This window comes from Desulfovibrio sp. X2 (assembly GCF_000422205.1).
Classification (GTDB): domain Bacteria; phylum Desulfobacterota; class Desulfovibrionia; order Desulfovibrionales; family Desulfovibrionaceae; genus Alkalidesulfovibrio.
Genome location: NZ_ATHV01000015.1, coordinates 14,192 through 34,616, shown reverse-complemented (window position 1 = coordinate 34,616; position 20,425 = coordinate 14,192). Strand labels below are relative to the sequence as shown.

13 protein-coding genes and 1 pseudogene are annotated in these 20,425 nt (G+C 55.1%); 4 read left to right on the top strand and 10 right to left on the bottom strand.

Features of this window, described 5'->3' with window-relative positions; translation table 11 throughout:
• Positions 1 to 64: 64 nt before the first annotated feature.
• A complete protein-coding gene (locus DSX2_RS05560) occupies positions 65 to 475 on the bottom strand; it encodes a hypothetical protein (protein ID WP_020880177.1) in 411 nt (136 codons plus the stop codon).
• Positions 476 to 783: 308 nt separating this feature from the next.
• On the opposite strand from DSX2_RS05560, the gene DSX2_RS05555 reads away from it, so the two are divergent.
• Both DSX2_RS05555 and DSX2_RS05550 read left to right on the top strand, forming a co-directional pair.
• A complete protein-coding gene (locus DSX2_RS05555) occupies positions 784 to 1,461 on the top strand; it encodes a response regulator transcription factor (protein ID WP_020880176.1) in 678 nt (225 codons plus the stop codon).
• Positions 1,448 to 2,821, top strand: coding sequence for a HAMP domain-containing sensor histidine kinase (locus tag DSX2_RS05550; protein WP_020880175.1), 1,374 nt, complete (start codon positions 1,448 to 1,450; stop codon positions 2,819 to 2,821). The genes DSX2_RS05555 and DSX2_RS05550 overlap by 14 nt, the downstream gene beginning before the upstream one ends.
• A gap of 521 nt (positions 2,822 to 3,342) precedes the next feature.
• On the opposite strand, the gene secF is transcribed toward DSX2_RS05550, so the two are convergent.
• On the bottom strand, positions 3,343 to 5,763 hold the full coding sequence (gene secF / locus DSX2_RS17960; protein ID WP_020880174.1) for a protein translocase subunit SecF: 2,421 nt from the start codon (positions 5,761 to 5,763) through the stop codon (positions 3,343 to 3,345).
• Positions 5,764 to 6,497: 734 nt separating this feature from the next.
• On the opposite strand from secF, the gene DSX2_RS18935 reads away from it, so the two are divergent.
• Together DSX2_RS18935 and DSX2_RS05530 are read left to right on the top strand one after the other, a co-directional pair.
• Positions 6,498 to 6,857, top strand: a complete 360-nt coding sequence (locus tag DSX2_RS18935; protein WP_084486481.1) for a helix-turn-helix domain-containing protein — start codon at positions 6,498 to 6,500, stop codon at positions 6,855 to 6,857.
• Positions 6,850 to 8,043, top strand: coding sequence for a site-specific integrase (locus DSX2_RS05530; RefSeq protein WP_020880173.1), 1,194 nt, complete (start codon positions 6,850 to 6,852; stop codon positions 8,041 to 8,043). The genes DSX2_RS18935 and DSX2_RS05530 overlap by 8 nt, the downstream gene beginning before the upstream one ends.
• Before the next feature lie 533 nt (positions 8,044 to 8,576).
• Here DSX2_RS05530 and DSX2_RS18230 read toward each other — a convergent pair.
• The 8 genes and pseudogenes from DSX2_RS18230 to DSX2_RS18685 form a co-directional block, all read right to left on the bottom strand.
• On the bottom strand, positions 8,577 to 9,929 hold the full coding sequence (locus DSX2_RS18230; RefSeq protein ID WP_020880172.1) for a hypothetical protein: 1,353 nt from the start codon (positions 9,927 to 9,929) through the stop codon (positions 8,577 to 8,579).
• 311 nt (positions 9,930 to 10,240) lie between these two features.
• Entirely contained in the window at positions 10,241 to 11,719 is a 1,479-nt protein-coding gene (locus DSX2_RS05525) for a class I SAM-dependent DNA methyltransferase (protein ID WP_020880171.1), read from the bottom strand.
• 14 nt (positions 11,720 to 11,733) lie between these two features.
• Entirely contained in the window at positions 11,734 to 12,549 is an 816-nt protein-coding gene (locus DSX2_RS17950) for a hypothetical protein (RefSeq protein WP_020880170.1), read from the bottom strand.
• A 1-nt stretch (position 12,550) separates the two neighbouring features.
• The gene (locus tag DSX2_RS17945) at positions 12,551 to 14,134 is read right to left on the bottom strand and encodes an AAA family ATPase (protein ID WP_020880169.1); all 1,584 of its coding nucleotides are present in this window, start codon (positions 14,132 to 14,134) and stop codon (positions 12,551 to 12,553) included.
• A gap of 3 nt (positions 14,135 to 14,137) precedes the next feature.
• Positions 14,138 to 15,892, bottom strand: a complete 1,755-nt coding sequence (locus DSX2_RS17940; RefSeq protein ID WP_020880168.1) for a restriction endonuclease subunit S — start codon at positions 15,890 to 15,892, stop codon at positions 14,138 to 14,140.
• Between the two features lie 11 nt (positions 15,893 to 15,903).
• Entirely contained in the window at positions 15,904 to 18,669 is a 2,766-nt protein-coding gene (locus DSX2_RS05510; RefSeq protein WP_035040913.1) for a DEAD/DEAH box helicase family protein, read from the bottom strand.
• A gap of 272 nt (positions 18,670 to 18,941) precedes the next feature.
• Positions 18,942 to 19,241: a HigA family addiction module antitoxin gene (locus tag DSX2_RS05505; RefSeq protein WP_020880166.1), complete on the bottom strand. Its 300-nt coding sequence runs from the start codon at positions 19,239 to 19,241 to the stop codon at positions 18,942 to 18,944.
• Between the two features lie 11 nt (positions 19,242 to 19,252).
• A pseudogene (locus DSX2_RS18685) lies at positions 19,253 to 19,417 on the bottom strand (type II toxin-antitoxin system RelE/ParE family toxin); the annotation flags it as partial.
• Positions 19,418 to 20,425 lie beyond the last annotated feature (1,008 nt).

The following is a 20,425-nucleotide window of genomic DNA, read 5'->3' as shown; positions in this document are numbered from 1 at the left end:
GGCCCCGGATCAGCGGGCCGCCCTGTTGTGTACTCCGTCCGTCCTGTCGACGGGGGCTCTTGTCCTAGACGGTGTAGAGACGAGCCTTGTCCTGGGCCAGGGTCGTGTTCAGGGTGCTCAGCCGTGCATTGATCGTCTTGGCGTCGTCCGCCCCTCCGGGCAGATTCTTCTCCGCTTGTATCTTGTTCTCCAGGCTCTTGATCTTCACCTTGGTGTCCTGGACAGCGGTGGTGAGCTTGGCCTTGCTCGATGCGGCCGGACTCACGCCGGCCTCCACCTTGGCCAGAGCGTCCGAGCCGCCCTGCGACGCCTTGGCGAGCTCCTTGCCCCGCACCGAGATCGTGACTCGGTCGTCGCTGTCGCCGTCATGCGGGGAGTCGGGGGCCCCGGAGGACCCGGCGACCCTCTGAGCGGCCGCTTTCGTCGCCTGTTGGACCTGAGTCTGGGACTGCTGTATGTTGTTTATCGTGCTCATGGCGTCCTCCATGAATGCGGTAAAACGTTTCCGGAGTGTTCCTCTGTTGCAAGCTCGATCGTCCCTTCCGCCGATTTCCTTTACCCATCCAGGCCAACATTGCGCATCTGTATACTTCCGGACGCATGACTCCCCTGTGGTCGTGTCCTTATACGATGTCGACGCCACGTCGGCTTGCGCCCGGAGCAGATCCTGTGCAAGCCCCGACACGCCAGGGGAACGCGGAGAAAGAGCGGACGCATTGCCACGGGGCCGCTGCCTGGGGTAGCCTCGGGCCTCCGGTGCGCCGTATACATGAAGGAGATGCAATGAGGATTCTGCTGGTCGAGGACGATGCCGAAACCGCCGCCGCCGTATCCAGGGGCTTCCTGGAGCGCGGCCACGCAATCGACCACGCAGCCGACGGCTCGGCCGCCTCGCGCTTGATCGGCGCGGATTCCTACGACGTGCTGGTCGTGGACCGGATGCTCCCCGGATTGGACGGGTTGACGCTGGTCAGGCGGGCCAGGGAAGAGGGGTGCAGGACCCCGATCATCTTCCTGACCACGCGTAGCGGCATTGACGACCGGGTAGAGGGCCTGCATGCCGGGGGCGACGACTACCTGGTCAAGCCGTTCGCCTTCGCGGAATTGCTGGCCCGGGTCGAGGCGCTTTCCAGGCGGCCGCCTTTGTCCGATGCAGCGACCGTCCTGCGGGTCGGGGACCTGGAGATAAACATCATGGCGCGGACCGCCGCGCGTTCCGGCCGGGCGCTGGGGCTGAATCCCCTTGAATTCAGGCTCCTCGAATACCTGATGCGCAACGCCGGACAGACGGTGACGCGGACCATGCTCCTGGAGCACGTATGGGGATTCCATTTCGTTCCCCGGACCAACGTGGTGGAGACGAACATCAGCCGACTGCGCGCCAAGGTGGATCGAGATTTCGCAAGCGAGCTCATCCACACGGTCCGCGGAGCGGGGTACTGCCTGCATGCGCCCGCCTAGGCTCTTCAGGACCGCCAGCTTTCGGCTTGCGGCGCTGTACGCGGCACTCTTCGCCCTCTCTGCATCGCTGCTGTTCGGGATCATTTACTGGATCGCCAGCCAAGCGCTGCAAAATCAGGTCAGGGATTCCCTCGTGCGCGAGGCCGCGACGTTGGCGGCCGATCAACACCCCGAGGGCCGGGCCGGGCTCGTCCGGGCCATCGACAAGGGGCTGGCCGCAGCGGACACCCCTCCGGCCTACGCCCTGCTTCTTGACGCTTCGAACCGCAAGCTGACGGGCAATCTTCCTCCCCTGGGGCGGATCGAGGGGTTCGGGACGATCCCCCGGCCAGTCCGGGACGACGCCGCGGACACCGAGGAGGAGGCCGAACACGCGATCATCATCTACGGTCTCGCGCTCGCGGACGGGAGCCACCTTATCGTGGGCGAGGACGGATACCGCATCTGCGAGGCCCAGGAGGCCATCCTCCGAGCGTTCGGCTGGTGCATGGCCACGACGCTTCTCCTCGCCGTGGGGGGCGGAATGCTCCTGTCGTCCGGTTTCCTCGCTCGCCTTGAGGCCGTCAACCGCACTACGCGGGCCATTATGGCGGGCGATCTGGACGACCGCATTCCCGTCCGGGGCACGGACGACGAGATGGACCGGCTAGCGGGCAACTTCAACGCCATGCTCGACCGCGTGCAAACGCTCATGGAGAGTCTGCGCCAGGTATCGAGCGATATCGCCCACGACCTGCGCATGCCTCTGCAGCGCCTGCGGCAGCGCCTGGAAAGCGCGCAATCTGAGGAGCGCGACCTCAAGATGTGCCGCGAAGCCTTGGATTCGGCCTTGACCGACACGGACGACATTCTCGACATCTTCGGCGCCATGCTGACCATCGCGCAGATCGAGTCCGGGAGCGGGAAGCGACGCTTCACTGACGTCGATTTGTCCGCCCTCGCGGCCTCCCTTGTCGAATCCTACGAGGCCGTGGCTGAAGACCTGGGGCAGACCCTCTGCGCGGACATCGCCCAGGGGCTGACGGTCCGGGGGGATCACGCGCTCCTGGCCCAGATGCTGGTCAACCTGCTGGAAAACGCCATGCGCCACTGTCCACGGGGGAGCGCGACGACCCTGACCCTGCGCGCGGAGGATGGCCGCGTAATGGTCTCGGTGCGCGACAACGGCCCGGGCATCCCTGAGGAGGAGCGGGAGAAGGTCTTCAGACGATTTTACCGCATGGACCGCAGCCGGAGCACGCCCGGCACCGGCCTCGGCCTGCCTCTGGCCAAGGCGGTGGCCGACCTGCACGGAGCGTCCATCGAACTTTCGGATGGTGGGCCGGGGCTCTGGGTCAGGGTCCGCTTTCCTGCGCCCTGAAGGGAACCGGGGCCTCCCTTCTGCGCCGAGCGCCCGCAAGCCGGGCACAACCGCCCGCCTCCTAATTGCCCCGTAATTCTTCGTCTCCATCCTCTGCGCAATGCGCCGGGCATTCCCGCAGGTCCGCACCCGGACGAGGGCGAAGAGGGACACGTCGGCGCCTGCGAACAGGGGCGTTCAAGGCCCTGCGCCACAGGTCGGGAGGATTATCATTCACTCGTCAGGAATATTTCATTGCGCCTGAAAAGGCTCTCCTGTCCGATATCGGGGAGCGATACGAGAGGAAGCGCATGAAGGACACGTCGGAAACGCGCTACAGGGACCGCAGCGGGCAGCTGTGGCCTTGGCCGGTTTCTTGCGCATGAATTCCATATCGATTCCGTTTCTTGAAAAATGCAGCCTTGTTTTTTCGTTGTCCCACGGGTCGCGACGGTCCGGCCGGGTCCGGCTGCAGTGGCGTAGCGCCTCCGAAACCATGCCGGTTCCGGAGGCGCTACGCCGGGGACGGAGAGGGAGAGGGATCAGGCCGCCTTCCACTGCTCGGGCGTCGGAGGAGGAATAAGGGTCAGCCAGACCCTGGGCGCGATGAAGAGCGAAGCGAAGGTTCCCCAGACCAGCCCGAGGAAGATGGCCAGAGAGAACATCTGTAGCGGCTCGGCCCCGAAGGTGAACAGGGAGACGGCCCCGGCCACCACGGTCAGCACGGTGAACAGGGAACGCCTGGTCACCTGCCGGATGCAGGCATTGACGGTCTTCGCCGTGGCCGGCGCTCCCTCGCGCAAGCGCTCCCGGATGCGGTCGAAGACCACCACTGCCTCGTTTAAGGCGAAGGCCACGACGATGAGCATGGCCGCGATGAAGGTGATGTCTATCTCCAGATGGGCCAGCGCGAAGACGCTCATGACGAAGAGCACGGCGCTGACCACCGAGGCGGTCGAGGCCAGGGCGACGCGCCAGGAGAAGCGCCAGAGGATGAACAGGCCGGTGCCGAGCAGGGAGAGGAGGACCACGAGGACCGACTGGCGCGCCAGCGTCCGGGCCACGGCCGGATCGGCGGTGTTCTCCGCGAAGGTGACGCTCGGGCCGTAGACCTTCCTGAACTGGGCCACCACGCTGTTGACCTGGGCGGTGTCCAGCACGTCGTCGAAGCGGGCCGCAACCATGTTCCGCCCGGCTCCGCCTATGGCCACGGTGGCCGGATCGATGCCGGAGCGGCTGATCAGATCGGTGGCCGCTTCCTGGGTGACTGGCTGGTCGACCTGCACGTCCAGCGCGGTGCCCGCCTTGAACTCGATGTCCAGATTGAGCGGGGCACTGGCCACGCTGTAGGCCCCGGCGAGGAAGAGCAGCGTGCTGGCGGCGATGGCCGTGCCGCCCAGGCGCACGAAATCGGTCGCATGCGACGGCGCGGCCGCCGGAGCGATCAGGCGTCCGAAGACGTGCGAGCGTCCGTCATCGCGGTACCACAGGTGCAGCAGCCAGCGGGCCAGGAGCACGTTCGCCGCAAAACTGAAGAAGATGCACAGCAGCGTCGTGAGGGCGAAGCCCCGGATCGGGCCGAGCCCAGCCAGAAGGAGGATCACGGCGCAGATGAGCACGGTGGCGTTGGCGTCGACGACGGTCCAAAAGGACTTCCGCGCCCCCAGATGCAGGGCGATGTGCGCCGGATGGCCGCTGCCCGCCTCCTCCCTGGCGCGCTCGTAGGCGATGATGTTGGCGTCCGAAGCGATGCCGATGGCCAGCACGAAGGCCACTATGGCCGAGAGCGAGAGCGGCGCGTGCAGAGCCACGAAGGCCGCGAGCAGGAGCCACAGCGAGATCGTCGTCGTCAGGACCGCGATCAGGCCCTTGCCCCGGTAGGCCCAGACCAGGAAGCCGTAGACTGCGCCCAGGGCGATCAGGCCAGCGAACAGGGTGGCGTGCAGGTCGCTCGAGCCCAGCACGCCGCCCACGGTCTCGGAATACTTCTCCGCGAGTCGGACAGGCAGCCCCTTGGCGTTTTGCAGATCCGCGATCACGGGGTCGCCGGCCTTGACCCCGGCGAGTTCCACGCGCACCTGGTCAGCGCCCATGACGTTGACCAGGGGTTCGGACACGCCCTGGCCGTTGGCGATTTCCTCGAGGACCGTGGCCGCCCGCACGAGCTGGTCGTGGGTCACGGCCGCGCCGGGAGCCGGGGGGCGCGCCTGGTAGACGATCTCGTAGCCGCCCTTGAACTCGAGGCCGATGTTGGTGTGCCGCAGCAGGGCGGGAAACGTCGCGGCCATGGCGACGAGCAGCGCCGCGACCACGGTGATGAACAGCCTGCGTTCCTTGCTCATGGGATGATACCTCCGGGATTGTAGTTCGGACCTTGTGCTCACTGCGGCCAGCCGCGGCGCGAAGAGCCGATGGTAGGCCGCCAGGGCCCAGGCGTAGACCGGGCCTTCGAACAGGCGGCGGCAGCGAAGGAGCCCCCAGGCGCTCGCGGCGGCCACGCCCGCCGCTCCGGCCATGTCGAGGGGAAAGTGCACGCCGAGGTAGATGCGGGCCCAGGCCACGGGCAGGCCCAGCAGGGCCAGGAACAGGCCGACCCCGCGCGTCGGCGCGTGCGTGAGGAGGCTGAACGCCACGGCCCACAGCAGGGTCAGGTGGTCGCTCGGAAACGACGGGTCCGCGGCGTGGGCCAGGAAGGTGTGGCCGAGCCCCAGGGCAAAGGGGCGCGGATGCGGCCACGCGAGGCCGATGACCTGGTTGGCGAATAGCCCGGCAAGTCCCGCGGCCGCCGCCCGCAGCATGACCGCCCGCGTGGCCGGAGCGCCCCTGAGCCATCCCGCCACGAGTGTCAGCGGCACGAGCCAGATGGCCTGGGCGGCGAGCATCCGGGCGAGGCCCAGGAGAAGGGCGGGCGGATGCGCCGAGGCGTTCAGCAGCAGAAAGAGAGTCTGGTTGAAATGCTCCATACGCGTCTCCGGGAATGGGGATGGGGGTGCGCTCCCGGAGCAGGCTGCGGCGCGAAACTTAGCGGCGGCTTAGGGGCGGGTTTGGCGGGACGATCCGGTGCTCTTGGCAATGTGCCGTCCGAGAGGACAGACGCACTCCCCGCATACCACGAAAGCGCGGCTTCGGAACCGCGGTGACGCCGGGTCGGCATCTTCACATCCAGGACCACAGTTGCGGGCTGCGCCCGCGTCTTGCCCAAGAGGGGGCATTCCGTGCCATAGCCCCCTCTGCCGCCTTCGGCGGCATTCACCCCTTTGGCGAGTGCTCGTCACTGCGCTGCGCTTCGTTCCGAGCACGATGGGGTGGAAGGATTCGCAGGATTAAACAAACTAGTTAGTTTAAAGCCATCAACCAACTCGTCAGGTCATGCATCACGACCAGCCAGCTGGTTGCTCCGTCCAGGCCCGCAAGTCACGGCATGGGATCCGCATGCGTGTATCCGACCTCGTGCCGGGCAGTCTGCCTTCATTCCACTGGCCGCGCCGCAATGCACACGAGCGACTCGCGCTGTGCCTTTTCAAGCGAGAAGACGACCCACGACGAACTGCAGAACGGCATCGAGAACGAATAATGCCCTTCAGTATTCTTCTTTCTACATCTTTCCGATCGCCCACAAGGCCCATAAAATGCCGAAAAGTGCAATTTATGATACTTTTTATTAAATAAAAATTGGCTTCTACATTGACAGACGCGCATGCAGTGCTACAATGCACCCCGAGTCGGACATGGATTTTCCATGCATGTGCCCTTGGTCCGGCTGGTCGTCTGCACACATTGCCCCAGGAGTGAGCCATGGCAAAATCACTTTGGAGAGGGGGTAGTGTGTTGTATGGATGGCTGCTCGAATCTGAAACTGTTCACGCTTGATGAGGTCGCGACGTTCCTGCGCGTCCATCGCGCAACCGTCTCGCGACTGGTGAAGTCAGGCGAGCTGCCGTGCTGTTCCATCGGCACGCGCAGGCTCGTCCGCGAGCAGGATCTGCACGCGTTCGTTGAAAACCGCATAGGGGTAGTCGCCGGAAGCCGGGACGCCGGAGGAGGCGTCCATGGCTAGTGTCTGGATAGTTACCCGGGACGGTGCCCGCGGAAGGAAGTATCATCTCTACTTCACGGACCCCGTCAGCGGGAAGAACGTGCATCACAAGGGCTTCGAGCGCTGGAAGGACGCCCAGGCCGAGGGGCATCGGCTGCGCGCCTACATCGACACCGGCAGCCTGGGCGAGCTGCGCCAGGCCAAGGAGCGCAACCGCCCCCTGACCGTCGGGGACGTGGCCGAGGCCCTGGCCGCGGACTGGGAGACCAGGGCTGTCAAGGGCAGGCTGAGCCCGAAGACGCTTCAGGGCTACAAGGACTTCCTGTCGCTCGTCGTGCGCGACTTCGGGGACAGACTGATCATGGAGCTCAGCGCCGAGGAGGTCGAAGCCTACCACATCGCGCTGCTGAAGAAGCGCACCCCTGTCACGGCCAACCGCCGCCTGTTCGTCCTGAAGCAGGTCGGCAAGAAGGCGGCCGCGCTCAAGGCCGTGGCGGGCAACCCTTATGCGGCCATCACCTACGCCTCGGAAGCGAAGCAGATGCGCACCCGCCGCCTGTCGCCCGAGGAGGCCGCACGGCTCGTGCGCGCCGCGGCGGACAAGGGCGTTCGCAGGTACATGCTGCCCATCGTCCTGCTCACCCTGGACTATGGGGCGTCGCGCCAGGAGCTGCTGGACCTTTCCTGGGACAGGGTGGACCTGGCAGAGGGCGTCATCACCTTCATCCGCACCAAGAACGGCGTGGTCAGGACACGGGATCTGACCGAGCGCTGCCTCGCGGCGCTCGCGGACTGGAAGAAGCAGCAGCGCGGACAGCGCGAGCGCCGAAACGTGACCCGGCCGTCGTCGAACCTGGTCTTCTGCCATTCGGACGGACGCCGTTTCTCGGACTTCCGCTCCGCCTGGCGGGGCCTGACCAGGGCGGCCGCCCTGGTCGACTACCGCTTTCACGACAATCGCCACACCTACTGCTCGAGCATCGTCAACGTCGGCGGATCGCTCAAGGACGTCATGGAGATGATCGGCCATCGGGACATCCGCTCGGCCAACCGCTACAGCCATCTGGAGCGGGAACGGGTGGCCGACGTGCAGCGGCGCGTGGGCGAGCTGTACGCCCGTGTCGGCGAGAGCGACGGGGACGAGGGGTGCGGGAAGCGCGGACGCAGGAAGGGCGCGGGCGCCCGCGGTTCGCGCGGTCGGGGCTAGCTTCCTACATATATCCTACATAATCGCCCGAGCACAAAAGAAACGGCCGGATGGCTTTTCGCCAACCGGCCGTAATTCTTGGGGTAATCTGGTCGGGATGAGAGGATTTGAACCTCCGACCCCCTGAACCCCATTCAGAGCGACTACTTTAACTATCTAAAATAACAGGATATTTTTTATGATAGCACTACAATTTCTGCCTTTTTCAGGAGGTTTGTAGTGCGCATCCGTAGTGCAGGGCTGATGTGGCGGCAAGCCCCGCACGACAAGGGCTGCGGGGCGATAAAGTCTTATCGGAAAACGACGTCGAGAGCTAACAAGTCGGCTCCATGATCACCACGCGTAGAGCCATCGGCCAAAACGAGCGCTTTCCCCTTGTTCCTTTCCCCTTCTTTGGGACTGTTTTGTCCATTCGCACTGTAGAGAGAAAAAGGGGACCACCTCTGCTTGCTCGCACTGAGCCGACTTTGACGCTGGTACATATGGCGGCCTCGCTAAACTATTCGGCTTAGCTAGGACAGCCTCTATTTTTTTTAGAAATAAACAGTATCTTTAAATTTATTTGGGATTATTTCAAATTTAGCTGAAATTTCACTACTTTTCTCTAGTAAAGGTTGGATAACTTTATCGATACGTTTTTCATATTTAGACAAATTATCAAATTTATCTTCGAGTGGCTTATACCCCCCCGCCAAATAGTAAATCGTTATAGCTTGCTGCACTTTTTCATGTATTAAGCCCCCAGCAGCAATCATAGAAGCAGTACGTACCTTTTTATCCGATATCTTTGAAAGGGCTAGCCGTAGCATCCACTGCCCACCCTTTAGGAATCCACGTAGAACCCAGCCATCAAGGCGAGCAGAACCATAGTTAAGATATCTTGTTATTCTCAATTTCCTGTCTATAAGATCATGATAAGAATCAAGCGCTGCATAGGCTGTCTGTAATTTCTCTTCAAGTCCATCGGATTGAACGTTGGAGTATTCTCTTAACGATGAAAGTGATTTTTGGAAAATTTTAAACTGTTCTGATTCTCTGAGTTCTTTTAATGTTTCTGTTGAGATAGTTTCGAGAATTGACTCATACATTTTGTTTCCACTTCTTGTAAAATCAATGCCTACAGGAGTCTCTACGAATTCGTTTTGCTGATCATTTTTACCTAATATTTGCCGATCTCCTTTTAGATGTTTCGGGTATATCGTATCCGCACCGGTGAGCATAGGCATTGTTGCTCGATAATATGCCTCCTGATATTCTGTCACTGGTTTGGCTATTTCACTCCAGACATCTTCACCAACAACATGTTTTATTGAGTCGTTTGATCGCGGAAACAAAAAAGATTGTGTAATACACCCTTTTTCTTCCATTCGAGAGATAATTGCGTCAGCAACAATAGTTGCATGTGGACCGAGTTTTTGAAGGAAAGAAATGTTATTGGTCAAGGACAGAATATTGGATGAATAAATCTTTGAAGCCCTGCTTAGATTATAAGCAACTGTATTGCTGGATTTATTTAGTTGAGTTAAATCGTTATCATTAAGAAATGTATCACTGTCGGATTGAAATCCAGGATTGATAGAGTTTCCTGTCCGCAAACGTTCACGCAATTCGATCAAGTCTAAAAATTTTTCATTTTCTATCCTTCTTGCAACAACAATAGATTCTCTACTTATATATCTTGTTAATTCCTCCTCTCTCTGGAAAACTCGTCTAAGATTTGGGGTATTTACTATAAGCGAATCAGTAAGCAATATTTGATCATGGAATAGCAATGCGTGTTTCAGATGCGCAAGAAAACTCTTGTAACTATCTTCAAAAGCACCAAATTTTGAAGAATTGTCTGCAAAAAGCCAAAACGACGGTATCCTATGTGTTATACTTTCCATTGTTTTTTTCCCTTCGACCCCTATGCGATAATTTTATATTAACAATTTTTCTAACGATTTAATCAGCCGACCACAACGGAGTGCGGCGTTTGCGCAATAATGGCGAAGCCATGCGCAAAATGCCGCGCAGAGTTGTGGGTCGGCTGGATGTGATTGTTGGGCTATGGATCATAGGGCGACTTCCAATTTGCGACCACTTGTAATGGAAAATACATTAACATTTCGAATCTGTCAGAAAAACTAGTAGCACATCCCAAGGAAGCTTTCGTATCAGTGTTGTTTGAATCCGCTGATTGCCATGCGCTACCACGTTACAACGTATTCAGCACGTTTTTGAAGTTTTCAAGGCTGGCTTCAATAGACTCGATGATTTCTTCTGCAAGGACTGCTGGTTCAGGGAGGTTGTCCAGGTCTGCGAGGCTGGCGTCTTTGAGCCAGAAGATATCCAGACTGGTTCTATCTCGGGCAATGACTTGGTCATAGGTGTACTTCCGAAATCGCCCCTCGGGATTTGAGCCTTCAGACCATGTATGGACAAGCTCGTCCCTGTTGGTTGATCGGTAGCATTCTATGAACGGCACAAGATCATCATATGTGAGCGGTTTGCGCTTAAGGGTGTGGTGGATATTCGTTCGGTAATCGTAGAACCAGATATCCTTGGTCCACGGTTTTTTGCTGGCTTCCTTATTGTCGAAGAAGATGACGTTCGCCTTCACTCCGTGGGCATAGAAGATGCCAGTGGGGAGCCTCAGGATGGTATGAAGGTTCGTCGTCTTCATCAGTTCCTTACGGACAGTTTCGCCACCGCCGCCTTCAAAGAGGACGTTGTCAGGCACGACTACAGCCGCCTTGCCCGTGCTCTTGAGCATGGAGCGGATGTGCTGGACGAAGTTGAGCTGCTTGTTGCCTGTCGTCACCCAGAAATCTTGGCGATTGTAAACGAAGTCTTCTTTCTCCTGCTTCCCCTCTTCGTTGGTCACCATCATGGTGCTCTTTTTGCCAAAGGGAGGGTTCGTCAGCACGTAATCCACGGTGCTCGCAGGTGCGGATAGCAAGGCATCATCAGGTAGAATGGGCGGTTGTCCGTCGATGGAGCCAATGCCGTGGAGCAAGAGGTTCATCAGGCAAAGTCTTCTTGTGTTGGGAACGATTTCGTTGCCAGAGAAAGCCCCCTCTTTCAAGTACGCCACTTGGGCCTTGTCGAGTTGCCCTTTGTATCTGTCCAGGATGAAGTCATATGCTGCGAGAAGGAATCCGCCTGTGCCGCAGGCAGGATCGTTAATCGTCTTTCCCGGTTCAGGGTGCATGCAATCGACAATCGCCGTGATCAAGGGACGTGGTGTAAAATATTGTCCCGCGCCTGACTTGGTATCTTCGGCATTCTTTTCTAGAAGCCCTTCGTAGATGTCGCCTTTTACGCTTGCCCCCATCTGGGCCCAGGACTCCTTGTCGATCATGTCAATGACCTTCGAGAGCATGGCCGGGTCCTGAATCTTGTTCTGGGACTTAGTAAATATCTGGCCCAGCATGCCTTTCTGCTTCCCCAACTCGCGCAGAGTCTTGATGTACTGGGCTTCCAGTTCAGCGCCGCGCTGCTTCTTGAGGCTGGGCCAGTCCAGTTCTTTGGGAATGCCGATATCCCGTTTATATGGTGGGTTAGCATACTCATCCGCCATCTTGAGAAAAATCAGGTAGGTAAGCTGTTCGAGATAATCTCCATAGCTCACGCCTGCATCCCGCAGGACGTGGCAGAAGCTCCATACTTTTGCGACGATCTCTTGTGAGGTCATTTTAAATCCAACAGTTACAATGTCTCATACAGTTCATCGACCCATTCATAATGTCTAAAGCTTGCAATAAATCTTTTTGCAAAAACAGAATACTCTGCTTCTGGCCGCATCTTTGTCTGTATATCTCGGAAACGGCTGGAATATGTTCGTGCAGCTTGACGATCACCATTTTTCTTATCTTCGTAGGCCTCATTAGCCTCCTCAAGCCAGCTCTTGATCTCTTCTCCAAGTAGACGTCTCTCTTCAGCCGTTCCTTCATGATCAAGATGATACAATTTAATAGAGGCTTTAACACGCTGGACACAGTCAGGATCATCAGGAAACTTGCAGCAAGGTTTACCATCTGAACGATAATCTAAAAGAGAAGGATCAGCGGAGTTACAAGGATCAAGTAACAACGGCTCCTCATTCCTTTCGTCACCAGGATTATATGCACGTTTTTTTTCGTCTTTTAATGGAAAGTAATCGCCCTTCCCTTCAGTCTCACCAGTCGCTGGGTTCTTGCGTCGGCTATTGCAAAAGGTACATGAATAGCGAAGATTCTGTTTATCAAAAGCCAGCCACCAGTACCCTGGATGCTCTCGTTCTGTATCTTGTACATTGCCTTTGGGGCGGTAATGGTCAACTGCATCGTCCGAGCGAATCTGTTTCGATTCACAATACCAACACTTGTCATGAGACAATTCTGCCAAGCTATCTTTCGCTTCACACCAGATATTAGCTCTATTTTTTAGCTTGCACACCCCTGTTTTCACGTCTTCAAGAGCCTTGTCGGCTTTATCCTGCCAATCTGCTGGCAAACGAAGACGTCTGATGTCAATTGAGCGCATATTACTCCGCATCCTCCTCAGACTTAGCAGCAAATCGCTCTTTTAAATAATCACGGAACTTCGGATCGCGGGCTTCGTGCCTGAAACCATAAGGCCTGAGTTCTTTTTCGATCCTAGCAAGCTCTGCCTTTTCATCAGGGGAAAGAGGACTATCTTTCAAGGATATCTTCCTTCTATTTTCAAGCAGATTGAGAGTATGTCTGTCCAAAGCAGCGTCTAGCCCAAACATATCGCTGGTCACGATTCCAGAATACCCCATGCCCCTGGGATCCTCAGCCGGGGTGTGAACAGTGGTTTCCAAATCGGTCTCTGATCGCTTGAGGATTTGAACCTGTTCCTTGACCAACTCTGCTATGGCTAGAGGGTTGTGCGTTGTAAATAGTATATGGCTACTTTCGTTTCCTTCATCATCTGCGCCGACAAATTTCTTAAGGTGTTCAAGATAATCGGCGCTCCACCTTGGATTAAGGTGGGTGTCTGGTTCATCGAGGAGGAACAGGCTTTGATCTTCAGCTGTAAAACAGAGAAGACCAAGAACAGTAAGGAGTTGTTGTTCACCTTCACTGAGTTCCCGGAAAGTGACCTTTCCTTTGCCATCTCGTAGACGAATTTTTATTCTTATTTCCTCAATCATTTCAGAAACAAAGGTGCTTTCGATGTCTCGGAATAATGACCTGGGCTCACGGTCACCGACGAGCGTTCGAAGCGCATTCATGTCCTTTACAAAGAGGTAGAGGAATTCTATTCGGCTTCTGTTCCAAAGAGTTATTTGCTTTTCACGGGTGATACGGATCGGTGCGAGAGCTATGTCATAGAGTCGGGCAAGAAAATCTTTGACGACTCCTTCCGCTCCCCAAAAGCGATTATCTCCATTTTTTCTTTTGCTATTTGCCCATCCTGGTTTTTTTAGAACGAGCAAGACAGATTCAATACCATCAACAGGGTCAAGGAAAAGAAGCTTATTAAGAAAATCCTTAATCATTTGCTCATGTTTGAGGACAAATGCCAAAAGCACGAATTGACTATGAATGGGAAGTGCAAAAAACAGTCTTTTAAATCCTGGGTCTTTTCCCGCTCTTAATTCCTTATCATATTTCTCTAGGTAGGGTTGGAATATTTCTTCCATTCTTCCTGCATACCCAGAGTAGTACCCAAAAACATTTCGTGGAAGATATTCTTCTTGATGTTTGATGAATTGAGTTAACGGCAGCGTCTTCCCTTGAGCAAAAATAGATTCAAACTTGTCTTCCGAAGTGCTCAGTGGGAGATTTGATTGCACTTGTTCTGCCAGACCGCGGACCGAAATTCGATAGGCATTCTGAGCCCTATTTGGATCAGCATCAATGGCGATCAGGTTATTCTGGCATTTGTAAATGAGCTTATATTTGAAGGTTGGCATTCGTGATCCATTGAACTCATGGATCATGATGAGGTCACGGAACAGGGTCGCAAGAGCTTCGAGCACATTTGATTTGCCTGTGCCATTCCACCCAATAACCACAGTCACCCAATGATTTTCATCAAAGTCAATGGTGACCTCCTTGAGGTTTTTGAAATCTTCGACCCAGAACCAATCCAGGCGCATTGTCTAACCCTCGGCAGCTAAACGGAGCCAGTCTTCATCGCCCCTGCGCTCAATTTCGATGGTCTTATGATCGAGTCTTTGTTTTAATTCTTCATACAGTTTTTCAACCTCATCTGTAGGCGTTCCATCGCCAACACCACATTGGCGGAATACATCTTGGGCACTAAGCCAATCTTTGGTAGTGGCAAGAACGTCTATTAAGTTCGCCATGGTAATCCTCTTGGCTTTCGTTTTCGACTTCCGTGTCCGTTTGAGCTTGGGAGCGTTCTTCCGCTCCTGCTTAATTCTTTCGAGAAGCTTGGAGGCTGGTTCGTCGTTCGGGTTTTGAGAAACAAGATTTCCTGAGAAAGCTTTTTCCAAAATTGATTTTCGCAACACTTCACATTGCTTTAGTCGTATTTCAATTTCCAGTTCTGATTCTATACTCGAAGACATCCTATCCAAAAGCATGAAGGTGATTTGCTCCTGTTCTTCGAGTGAGCAGAAAGGGAATGGATACTCAACGAGCTTTGCACCATTGATATTTGATTGGTTTACACCATCACTCTTTATTTGGTCCCCATGATTTTTTGCTACGGGAGAATTAAGAAAAAAATTTAGGTAGTCTGAATTTACTATAGTCTTTATTTGGTTGATTCTTATGAGGTATCCAGCGAATAACGCAGGGGAATTGGCCTTATAGACAGCTGTTTTTCCAACTAGTTCAGGACTATTTGTTCTATTAAAAAGGACATCTCCAGATGTTAGTTTGTATTTCGAATATTCGTCCTCGTCGTTGGTGAACATGAGGTCATCATATGTGAATTCCCCATTTTGAATGTTTCCCATTCTAAGCACAGGGTATTTTCCTTGCTTGTTGGACTTGGCAGCAGTTCCATATTCGACGCCACAGGTTATATATCCAAGTCGCCCCCACCCCCACCACTCGGGCAGTCTCGGCAACGCCTTCAATTCCTCTTCACTGATCGTAGCAAGCGTCTTCAGCCCCTTAGGCTTGGCTGGTTTTTTGCCGAGCCTGCCGTCCGCTTCCCATTGAGTGACGTCTTTCTCCCACTGTTCCAGTTGCTTCTTGAAATACTCCACGCGTTCCTTCTTCACTCGTTTGAGAATGGCTTCGCCGGATTCGAGTTTGTCAGCGTTTTCCTTGCGCCATTCCTCGGTCAACTTACCTTCAAAGGCGTGCTTGAGAAGCGACTGGCGATACACCCCAAGTTGTTCTTTGGCTGTAATGAGATTTTCAACCCCAGCGTCCAACTCCGAAAAAAGTTCTTCGATCTTAGCGACAATGCGGTTTTGTTCGTTTAAAGGAGGGAGTGCAAAATCAATGCTCCCAAGCCGATTGAGGCTAACTCCTAGAACAGTAGTTCCACTGGAACGTTTCACGACTTCTTTTTCAAGAGAAAGAAATAGATAATACACGAATTCAGATGTAATTCCTTGGAATCTATTTACAATCTTTAAGTCCTGATTGATCGCTGCAGGTATTTTTAGAATAGTTGCTTTGCCTGGAGAAATTCTGGTTATAAGAATGACGGAGCCTTCTTTGGCAATTTGGGTTGCACTGTTGTCAACGCCATCCTGTGTTATAGAGTCAATGGAGCTGTATGTATATTTTTCTTTAACATCTTTTACAGATACCCACTTGATATCGCCTCCCCAAAACAATGGATTGTTCTTGTCAGGCGTTCCACCGCCAGAAAAAGTAAATACTTCGGAGAGGGTTGTTTCAATCCAACCAGTTGGCAATTTATTACTCATTTATACAGCCTTTAAGCGGCAAGTTCTTCATTCATTTCAGAAATCATAGAATCCATATCTTCCCCAAACAACTCCCACATGCGCCCCAATCCGCCTTGTCCGTCAAAAGGGGCCAGTTCCAGGTCATCCCGATCCATATGGAACGAGCAAGAGATGTGGTCCCGGATCATCCGCAGCCAGGTCATCTGCTCTTCATCGAACTTCGAGCCGCTTCCTTGATGGCGTTTGAAAATCCAGCGCTTGAAGTTTTCTCGCACCGTGTCACCATAGGGGGCGATGGATGTGTCCAAGCCGCATACACGTCTAATCAAAGACACCAAGGCTGTCAGTTCATTTTCAGGCGACTTTCCAGTCACTTTGTCCAGCAAGGCGTAGGCGTGCCAGATACGAACCGGAGCCAGCTTGGGCTGGTCGGTCTTCAACTTTGTCAGCAGGGTTTTCACCATGTCGTAGGTGACTTCCCTGCGGCGGTACGGCTGGTCAAAATAGATGCTCAGCGCGACAATCTCGTCCTTGTGCTCTTTGACATATTCCGCAAACTCGGTGGTGAGCTTGGTGGCGTTCTCAATGCTGTCGCCTTCCCACTCGGCCCGAAGGACCGTATCGAGATTGTGGTTGTCAATGGTCTGCTCATGCTCCCTTCGGATCGTGTCCAGCAGTTCGCAGACCTCGCCAGTGAACACCGTGGTCGCGTTCTTGACCAATTCTTGCCTGGCCTTGGTGCTCTGGTCTTCCGTAGGCTCCTGTTCGTCCGTGAGGTTGAATTGCTCCCGCGCCTTGGTGTCGATCTTGTCGGGGTTCATGGCCCCCAGCAGGTCTTTTGTGATTTGCGAGAGGGGAACCCCGTCCGTTTTTACTTCGATGCGCTTCTGATCCTCGGGAGTGAGCTGGTGGTTCAGTCGTGTCAGCCTGCTTGCCAGACTGGTCAGGGTGTCGTCGTCCGTCGCGCCCATCATCACGCTCATGAGCAAGTCCTTCAGCGAGACGGTGGGTTTTCGCTCCAGAGCGCGACTATCCGTCTTGTGCGACTTGGTGACGCCGATGGCGTCTACGATGACGAAATGCGTCTTGTTGCTGGATGCCGAAGGCGTGACCTTTTTCAACCCGTCATAATCAAGGGTTCTGGTGCCGCGCCCCTTCATCTGCTCGAAGTAGTTCTTGCTTCGAACATCGCGCATGAAGAGAAGGCACTCCAGGGGCTTCACATCCGTTCCCGTGGCGATCATGTCCACAGTCACTGCGATGCGGGGATTGTAGCTGTTCCTGAACTGCGCCAGGACGGACTTCGGGTCCTCATTGGCTTTGTACGTGACCTTCTTGCAAAACTCGTTTCCCTCGCCGAATTCCTCACGAACGACTTTGATGATGTCGTCCGCATGGCTGTCTGTCTTGGCGAAGATGAGCGTTTTGGGCACTTCGCAACGTCCTGGAAAGATGACAGGCAGCTTGTCTTTGTATGTCTTGATGATGTTGCGAATCTGGCTCGGGTTGACCACTTCCTTGTCAAGTTGCGTGCCGGAATACTCCTCATCCTCGTCTTGCTGTTCCCAGCGTTTTTTTCGAGAGAGCCGGTTCCTCTTCTCAATGGATTGGTTAGCCTTGAGAACTGCTCCCTGCTTCGTAATCTGCGTCTCGATGGTGTAGACGTCATATCCGACGTTCACCCCGTCGGCGACAGCGTCCTCATGGGAGTATTCGCTGACAACGTTTTCATTGAAAAAGGCAAAGGTGCGCTTGTCTGGCGTAGCGGTCAACCCGACCAAGAAGGCATCGAAATAGTCCAGAACCTGCCGCCAGAGATTGTAAATAGAGCGGTGGCACTCGTCGATGACGATGAAGTCGAAAAATTCGATGGGAATCTTGCCGTTGTAAGCAACCGGAATAGGAGCTTTCGGCCCCACATGCTCAGCGGGATTAGATTCTTCCGCAGCCTCGTCCAGCTCTACACCTTTCAAGATGGAGTAGAGACGCTGAATCGTTGAAATGCAAACATGAGACGAATGAGGGATGTAGCTGGATTTAAGCCGCTGGACATTGTAGAGGCGGGTAAAAAGATCGTTCGAGTCATTCGGCGTAAACGCCATGAACTCCTGCTCCGCCTGCTCCCCCAGGTTCTTGGTATCGACCAGAAAAAGAATTCGCTTCGCATTGGCGTGTTTGAGAAGGCGATACACCGAGGTAATGGCGGTGTACGTCTTTCCGGCTCCAGTCGCCATCTGCACGAGAGCCCTGGGCTTTGCCAGCTTGAACGAGCCTTCGAGATTTTGAATTGCTCTCTTTTGGCAGTCTCGGAGCCCTTGTGTTGGAAGAGGAGGCAACTTTTCGAGTCGTCCCCTTAGGGTATCATGTTGCGCCAGCCATTCTTGAAATGTCTCTGGTCTATGAAAGCTGAACACCTCTCGGGAACGAGGCTTGGGATCCCGCTGATCCCGAAAAATTGTGATTACCCCTGTGCTTTCATAGATGAACGGTAGCGGAAAATTGTCCTTAACCCACTTCAGTTGAGCGTTGGCATATTCCTCTGATTGCTCCGCGACATTGACGAGGTGTTGTCCTTCCTCTTCGCGCTTTGCTTCGATGACGCCGACAGGTTTTCTGTCAACAAAGAGGGCATAATCAGCTGGCCCCACATCCGTTGGGTATTCTCTGACTGCAATACCCAGCCCAGCATTGAAATTAATTTTCTTTTTGTCCTGAACCACCCAGCCGCACTCAGCAAGCATTTTGTCGATAGCGTCCCGTGCTTTCTGCTCTGGGGTTTGATTGGGTTTGCTCATGGGTGGAAGAACGCCTTTTATATGTAGCTGTAGTCGCAATAGGAATCACTGCCCTCGGCAGTTATACGAGAGGATGGCCCCCATCCATTGGACAAATTGGCGGCCCCTATAAGGCGTAATCTAGCTGCTGCCTATGCAGCTCACCAGGTCAGAGCAGGGGGCATCACTGCCCGACGGATTTCTTCGGCCCATCTATACTTCTTTAGGTGTCCACCCGTCCAGACTCGAATGGGCCGACACTCGTTGCAAAACCGAATCTCAGGCGCCTGCGTCTACTCCTGGCGAGGGCACACGTCGTGGGCACTGCGGTCGAAGAGGCCGGCATCCTTGGCCATCTCCATGTTGTAGCGAGTTTGGAGGTTCAGCCAGAAGTCTGGCGTGGAGCCGAAGTAGCGGGCCAGGCGGGCGGCCGCGTCCACGGTGATGGCGCGCCTGCCATGCACAATGTCGAGAACTCGCTGCAGGGGCACGCGCAGGGCTATGGCCAGGCTGCTCTGCGAGAGCCCCAGAGGTAGGAGGAACTCCTCCATGAGGATTTTGCCGGGGTGAATCGGCGGCAGCTTGTCGGTCATGATCCCTTTTCCTAGTGGTAGTCCACAATTCTCACGTCCTGGGCATACCCGTCCTGCCACACAGAGCAGATCCGCCACTGATCATTGATGCGGATGCTCCACTGTCGGGCCAAGTCGCCTTTCAGCTGCTCCAGCCGGTTGCCCGGCGGCAGCCGCATGTACTCCAGACTCTGGCTGCTTCCAGCATGACGAGCTTGTGCCGCGCCACTGTTTGGGTGTCCAGCGGGTAGCTTGCGGCTCTGCTCTCAGCGGAAGATACGTCCGCTTCCTTGCGTTTGAAGAACCTAATCATGCGCGGCAGATACCTGCCATGCGTTTAACCATCAAGCGTTCGACATCTGACAGGAAGATGGAGCGCGGAATGCCCCGGCTGCGTCCGCAACCGGAGAAATGACAGACTCCAGAGGCGGGCCTTGGCGGTTTCTTGGGCCGTCAGGGCTTCGCCACAGAGGAGGATGTCTTCGCCAAGCAGATCGAGAAGGTAGGCCAGGAACGTAAACGGTCATCGCGGCCTACCAGAGGCGGAGCATAACTTACAGCCAGTTCTACAAGTTCAAACGTCGTTTCCAGCGTACGGCCTGGAAGGACTCAAGGACCTGCCTCTCATTCCGAAGTCCCATCCGATGACCACATGGAGGTAGTCGCACAAATCCTGGAAATGAGTCTGGCCATCCAGCACGGGGCTGCGTGCGCCTGTCGGAGCTACCCAAACAGGCTGGCCCGCCTGTCAGCTCCCCATCCATCCTAAATATCCTCATCAAGCACGGCATGGCCAGAAAATACGACCGCTAGCTAAACCACAACAGCATGGAACGGCCCCACCGGGGCTATCGGGACATGGGATGACGTCCATTGATGCCATCAACCACCGCGAATCTGTCAGGAAAGAAGGATAATAGGATACCGCATAGCCATTTGGATCAGCCCTACATCTCGGCACTTTCCCGGAGGTTTTGTAGAGCGAAAGCGTACAGCGGGAAGAAAAGAGACCATTTCAAGATAACAGCTTTAAATCATGAACAATATAAAAATTTCTTGAACCGCCGCTCACCTGAATCAGGGTCAGGGCGGCTTATTTCAAATTCAGGGCAACACATCCAATGGTCTTGAATTACAGTATTTTTTATTTAAAAAGCCCCACCTTCTGTCACTGTTCCCGAAATTTTGTAGTGCAAAAGCGTAGT